This window comes from Streptomyces sp. NPDC002640, from assembly GCF_053592575.1.
This window is the reverse complement of the sequence record NZ_JBSFVZ010000002.1, coordinates 455,007-461,590: the sequence shown is the minus strand read 5'-3', so window position 1 is coordinate 461,590 and position 6,584 is coordinate 455,007. Positions and strand designations below refer to the sequence as shown.

General features: G+C 71.0%; 5 protein-coding genes. 4 read left to right on the top strand and 1 reads right to left on the bottom strand.

The genetic code is table 11. The features are described 5' to 3' along the window. Positions 1-283: 283 nt before the first annotated feature. The 4 genes from ACWD3O_RS04735 (at position 284) to ACWD3O_RS04720 (ending at position 5,783) form a co-directional block, all read left to right on the top strand. Entirely contained in the window at positions 284-2,281 is a 1,998-nt protein-coding gene (locus tag ACWD3O_RS04735) for a galactose oxidase-like domain-containing protein (RefSeq protein WP_451414824.1), read from the top strand. A 217-nt stretch (positions 2,282-2,498) separates the two neighbouring features. Then, positions 2,499-4,196 (top strand): aa3-type cytochrome oxidase subunit I, encoded by a 1,698-nt coding sequence (gene ctaD, locus ACWD3O_RS04730; protein ID WP_451414823.1) that lies wholly within the window; start codon positions 2,499-2,501, stop codon positions 4,194-4,196. 1 nt (position 4,197) lies between these two features. Continuing rightward, positions 4,198-4,527, top strand: coding sequence for a hypothetical protein (locus ACWD3O_RS04725; RefSeq protein ID WP_451414822.1), 330 nt, complete (start codon positions 4,198-4,200; stop codon positions 4,525-4,527). A 104-nt stretch (positions 4,528-4,631) separates the two neighbouring features. Beyond that, entirely contained in the window at positions 4,632-5,783 is a 1,152-nt protein-coding gene (locus ACWD3O_RS04720; protein WP_451414821.1) for an LPXTG cell wall anchor domain-containing protein, read from the top strand. A gap of 101 nt (positions 5,784-5,884) precedes the next feature. Here ACWD3O_RS04720 and ACWD3O_RS04715 read toward each other — a convergent pair whose 3' ends face one another. After that, on the bottom strand, positions 5,885-6,505 hold the full coding sequence (locus ACWD3O_RS04715; protein ID WP_451410658.1) for a hypothetical protein: 621 nt from the start codon (positions 6,503-6,505) through the stop codon (positions 5,885-5,887). Positions 6,506-6,584: the final 79 nt, after the last annotated feature.

Here is a 6,584-nt window from a genome sequence, read left to right as displayed (position 1 = left end):
AAGTCTCGTTGTGCCGCACGGCGGCCGCGTCGCCGCCCCCGTCGGCCCGGACGGCCACCCTCCCCACTCCGCGCCCGCGCCCGCCGCCCGGGCCTTCTCGCGTCCGTCCCCGACCACACCGCCGAACGGGCCCCGTGACGCTCCGTGGCGTTTCGCTGCCGAGAGTGAGAAGCGGATGTTCCTACGATCCTCACAGCAGCTCAACATCTGATGAGCCATCAGATGGTGTGCGCGGGGGTGGGGATCAGCCAACGTCAGCCCAACCTTTCCGGAAGTCATCCACATGGCAGAAACGAACCGTCGTCCGCGGATCCGCCGGACCGTTCTCGGCGCCGCGGGAGTGCTGGTCCTGGCCGGTCTCAACGCCCCCGCCGTCTACGACTTCACGTCCCGCACCTACCACGCCTATCTGATCGAACAACCGTCGTACAAGGCGGACCGCGGCCACTGGCGGGTCGTGGACGTCCCGCGGCAGTTCCGGATCAACACCATCCACGCCGCGCTGCTGCACACCGGCAAGGTGCTGCTGATCGCCGGGTCCGGCAACAACGCCAAGATGTTCGACGCCAAGACCTTCCGCACCGTGGTGTGGGACCCCGTCAAGAACACCTTCAAGAACGTCGAGACGCCCACCGACCTGTTCTGCGCGGGCCACGCCCAGCTTCCCGGCGGCAACCTGCTGGTCGCCGGGGGGACCCAGCGGTACGAGACGCTGAAGGGCGACGTCAAGCGGGCCGGCGGCCTGATGATCGTCTACAACGAGAACCCCGACAAGCCCAAGACGCTCCCCGAGGGCACCCTCTTCACCGGCAAGGAGAGCGGCAAGACCTTCACCTCGCAGTCCGGCGTCGTCGTGCCGCGCGCCGAGAAGGAGGTGGACCCGGACACCGGCAAGGTGACCGTCACCGCCTCCTCCGCGCGGGTCTACGTGGAGGCGACCCAGGACGGGCCCCGCCACCAGACCGGGGCCCAGGACCAGTACCGGATCAAGGGCCTCAAGGGCAAGGAGAAGCGGAACGTCTACGGCATCGCCCAGAAGCTCTCCTTCGACAAGAAGGACTTCCAGGGGATCAAGGACGCCTACGAGTTCGACCCGGTCGCCGAGAAGTACATCAAGGTCGACCCGATGCACGAGGCCCGCTGGTACCCGACGCTGACCACGCTGGAGGACGGCAAGGTCCTCTCCGTCTCCGGGCTGGACGAGATCGGGCAGGTGGTCCCGGGCAAGAACGAGGTCTACGACCCCAGGAAGAAGGACTGGGAGTTCCTCCCCAAGTCGCGGTTCTTCCCGACCTACCCCGCGCTCTTCCTGGCCGGAAGCGGAAAGATCTTCTACACCGGCTCGAACGCCGGGTACGGACCGGCCGACAAGGGCCGCGTCCCGGGCCTGTGGGACCTGGACAGCGGGGCGTTCACCGAGGTGCCGGGGCTGAAGGACCCGACGATCACGGAGACCTCGATGTCGGTGCTGCTGCCGCCCGCCCAGCGGCAGCGCTACATGGTGATGGGCGGCGGGGGAGTGGGCGAGAGCCCGAGGTCGACCGCGCGCACCGGGCTGGTGGACCTCACGGCCGACGACCCACGGTTCGTGGCCGGCCCCGACCTGTACGCCAAGGCCCGCTACCCCTCCGCGGTGATCCTGCCGGACGACACCGTGCTGGTCACCAACGGCTCCGGCGACTACCGGGGCAAGGGCGACAGCAACGTGCTGAAGGCCTCGCTCTACCACCCGGCCGAGAACCGGTTCACCGAGGCCGCGGAGCCGCTGGTGGGCCGCAACTACCACTCCGGCGGCCTGCTGCTGCCGGACGGCCGGGTCATGACGTTCGGCTCGGACTCGCTCTTCTCCGACAAGGCCGACTCCAAGCCGGGCGTCTTCGAGCAGCGGCTGGAGATCTACACCCCGCCCTACCTGCACCAGGACGGGCGGCGCCCCCGGCTGGGCGGCGACCCCCGGCGCACGGTGGAACTCGGCGCGTCGACCACCTACGCCAGCCCCGACGCGCGGCGGATCGAGCGGATGCGGCTGATCCGGCCGGGCTCCTTCACCCACGTCACCAACGTCGAACAGCGGTCGATCGCGCTGAAGTTCACCAAGGAGCGGGACCGGGTGAAGGTGACGCTGCCCGAGGACCCGTCGCTGGTGCCGCCCGGCTGGTACATGCTCACCGCCGTCGACGGGCGCGGCGTGCCCTCGCCGGCGGTCTGGGTCAAGGTCCCGGTGTCCGACGACGCCGAGTCGCCGAAGACCACCGACGAGCAGCCGGCGCCGGCGCTGTAGCCGCGCGGGGACCGAAGTCCCTGGCGGTCCGGGACCTGGGACCCGGGCCACCAGGGACTTTCGCTGTGCGGCGACGGGTCCCAGGGCCCTGGGGGCGGACGTTCCCCGAGCAGGAGCATGAGCGGCGGCGGACCGGGGAGGCCGGCACGGTCCTCTCCCCCGGAGGAGCGGCTTCCCGGTTCCGCCGGACGCACCAGCTCTTCGGGAGGACGACCCGGTGGACACCGCACAGCCAGCACAGACGGACGAGCGGAAGGCCGCCGCCGGACCACCGCCGGCCCCCGGCCCCGCCCGGGCCACCGCCCGGCGGCCGAACTGGGTCGAGTGGCTGACCACCACCGACCACAAGAAGATCGGCACGATGTACCTGGTCAGCGCGCTGGCCTTCTTCGTCGTCGGCGGTGTGCTGGCCCTGGTGATGCGCGCCGAACTCGCCCGGCCCGGCACCCAGATCCTCTCCAACGAGCAGTTCAACCAGGCGTTCACCATGCACGGCTCGATCATGCTGCTGATGTTCGCCATGCCGCTGTTCACCGGCTTCGCCAACTGGATCATGCCGCTGCAGATAGGCGCGCCGGACGTCGCCTTCCCCCGGCTGAACATGCTGTCCTTCTGGCTGTTCCTGTTCGGCTCGCTGATCGCGGCGTTCGGCTTCCTCACCCCGCAGGGCGCCGCCAGCTTCGGCTGGTTCCTCTACGCGCCGCTCTCCTCGGAGCTCTACTCCCCGGGCATCGGCTCCGACCTGTGGATCATGGGTGTGGCCCTGTCCGGCTTCGGCTCGATCCTGGGCGCCGTCAACTTCATCACCACGATCATCTGCATGCGCGCCCCCGGCATGACCATGTTCCGGATGCCGATCTTCACCTGGAACGTGCTGCTCACCGGCGTGCTGATCCTGCTGGTGTTCCCGGTGCTGGCGGCGGCCCTCTTCGCCCTGGAGGCGGACCGGAAGTTCGGGTCGCACATCTTCGACGCGGCCAACGGGGGCGCGCTGCTCTGGCAGCACCTGTTCTGGTTCTTCGGCCACCCGGAGGTCTACGTCCTGGCGCTGCCCTTCTTCGGGATCGTCTCGGAGGTGATCCCGGTCTTCTCCCGCAAGCCGATGTTCGGCTACATGGGCCTGGTGGGCGCCACGGTCGCGATCGCCGGCCTCTCGGTCACCGTGTGGGCGCACCACATGTACGTCACCGGCGGGGTGCTGCTGCCCTTCTTCGCCTTCATGACGATGCTGATCGCGGTGCCGACCGGTGTGAAGTTCTTCAACTGGATCGGCACCATGTGGCGGGGCTCGCTCTCCTTCGAGACGCCGATGCTGTGGGCGGTCGGCTTCCTGGTGACCTTCCTCTTCGGCGGCCTCACCGGCGTCGTCCTGGCCTCGCCGGTGCTGGACTTCCACGTCTCCGACTCGTACTTCGTGGTCGCGCACTTCCACTACACGCTCTTCGGCACGGTGGTGTACGCGATGTTCGCCGGCTTCCACTTCTGGTGGCCCAAGTTCACCGGCAAGATGCTCGACGAACGGCTCGGCAGGATCACCTTCTGGACGCTGACGGCGGGCTTCAACCTCACCTTCCTCGTCCAGCACTGGCTCGGCGCCGAGGGCATGCCCCGCCGGTACGCCGACTACCTGGCCGCCGACGGGTTCACCGCCCTCAACACGGTGTCCACGGTCGGGTCCTTCCTGCTCGGCCTGTCGCTGCTGCCGTTCTTCTACAACGTGTGGAAGACCGCGAAGTACGGCCGGCCGGTCGGTGTGGACGACCCGTGGGGCTGGGGGCGCTCGCTGGAGTGGGCCACCTCCTGCCCGCCGCCGCGGCACAACTTCACGCGGCTGCCGCGGATCCGCTCCGAGTCGCCGGCGTTCGACCTGCACCACCCCGGCATCGGCGACCGCGAGATCGAGGCGGTGAGGTGAGATGGCCTCCGGAGTGCTCGCCCTGGGCGTCGCGGCCGTCGCGCTCGCCGGACACGTCTGGTACGTGCCCGCCCTGCTGGAACTGAGGGCGGGGGCGGCCGACCGCCCCCGTTCCCGCCGCAGCGCGGCGGCCGCCTGCCTGGTGGCGTGGACCACGGTGGCGCTCACCGCCGTGGTCCTCCCGGCCGGGGGTCCGGGCCCGCTGGTGATCGGCGCGGCGGGGGCGGCGGGCGCCGTCGCCCTGCGGGTCCGGGCCGCCGCGCAGGGCCGGCGGGAGGTCCGGGAGGCGGCGGGGGAGTGGGCGGAACTGCACCAGGTGAAAAAGGTGTGAGGGGTCGTACAACCTTTCGTCGGACAAGCCGGTCACACCACCCGTAACACTGGCCACGTCCGGGTGCCGGCCGCGTGGTCCTCCACGACCCCCAAGAGGTACACATGAAGCTCCGCCGTGCCATGGCCGTCGCTGCGGCCACGGCCGTCGTCGCCCCGCTGACCCTGCTGTCGGCGCCGGTGGCGTTCGCCGAGGACACCGCTCCGCCCGCCCAGACGCAGACCGACGGCGACACCGGCGAGGGCACCACCGGCCCCGGCGGGACCGAGGACCCGGCCGCCGGCGGCGAGGGCGGCGGCGACACCACGCCGGAGACGCCGGAGACGCCGGAGACGCCGGAGGGCGGCGACCCCGCGGACGACAACACGCCGGGCGACACCACGCCGGGCGACACCACGCCGGAGGACGACGCCGAGAACCCCGGCGACGACCCGGAGACCCCGGACCAGGACGAGGACCAGGACGAGGGCGAGGACCAGGACGAGGACCAGGACGGTGAGGACCAGGGCGACGACGAGAAGCCGGGCGAGGACGAGAACCCCGTCGAGGAGGCCCCGATCGACGAGTACCCGGCCTGCGAGGACGGCGAGATCGACGAGGGCCTGAAGACCCGGGTCTCCGGCCTCCCGAACAAGATCGTCGCCGGCTCCGGCTGGGACGACTTCTCCCTGACCGTCACCAACGACACCGGCAAGGAGCTCGACAAGCTCTGGGTCGACCTGGGTGTCGAGTACGACGCCAACGAGGGTCTGGCCGAGGGCCTGGCCGAGATCCAGTTCAAGATCGAGGACCGCTGGACGGACGAGTTCCAGCTCGGCCACGGCTTCACCGGCAGCTTCACCGGCTACCTCACGGACGTCCCGGCCGGCGCCAGCATCACCGCCGAACTCCGCATCCGGGTGAGCGCCAAGGCCCCCGCCGGCGAGTCCATCGCCTTCACCTCCGCGGTGTACGAGGGCGACAACGCCACCTGCTACTTCAACGGCGACGTCTACGAGTTCACGGTCCTCGCGGCCGGCACCACGCCGCCGAAGGACCCGAAGCCGGCCCCGACGACCGGTGACAAGCCGAACCCGGCCGACAAGAACGACCGGACCCAGCCGCAGGGCGGCGCCCAGCGGATCACCGGCACCCTCGCCGACACCGGCAGCGACTCGGCCCTCCCGATGACGGGCGCCGCGGGTGCGGCCGCCGTCGTGCTGGGCGCCGGCGCCGTTCTCGCCGTCCGCCGCAGGAAGGCCGACGCGCAGGGCTGACCCGCGCCGACGCGAAAGGGGCGCGCACGGCCTTCGGGCCCTGCGCGCCCCTCCTCACGTCCGACCGGCTCCGGCCCGCGGTTCCCCGCGGCGGGGCGGGGTCAGGGCCAGACGAGGCAGTACGGCTGGTGGCCCGCCTCGTGGAGGCGGTGGCTGAAGTCCTGCCACTCGTGGAGCAGTTGGTAGACGTTGAACGCGTCGCGGGGGCCGCCGCGGTCGGGGACCGTGGACCAGATGAACGCCGCCGCGCCCACCGCCTCCTCGCCTATGCCCCGCAGCGGGTCCACGGTGGTCATGGGCAGCTTGACCACGGCGTACTGCGGGCGCAGCACGACCAGCTCCAGCGGCGGCACCTTGTGCAGCGGGACGCCCTCGATGCCGGTGAGGACCATCGCCGCCACCGTCTCGGGCTTGATGCGGGTGAAGAGGCCCCCCATGCCGAGCTCGTCGCCGCCGAGCTCCTCCGGGCGCATGGTTTCCGGGACGCGGGCGGCCGCCGCGCCGCTCGGCGCGCCGAAGTACTTGTACGTCACGCCCAACCGGCTGCTCCTCGCCACGGGTCCCGCCGGCTTCTCGGCGCCGTCACTGTGCGCGCCCGCCCGGCGGGCCGCGGCCTCGGCCGCTTCCGTCGACTCCTCCGCCTCGCGCCGGTGCCTGCCCCGACGGGAACGCCGAGGACCCAGGTCTCCAGTCCCCTCGCCCAGTCCGCCACCGCGATGCATATCTCCACCCGACTGCTGTTCTAGGACGCGTCGCCCCCGCCGCGCAACCCGATCACCCGTTCATCGTGTCAGTGACCTC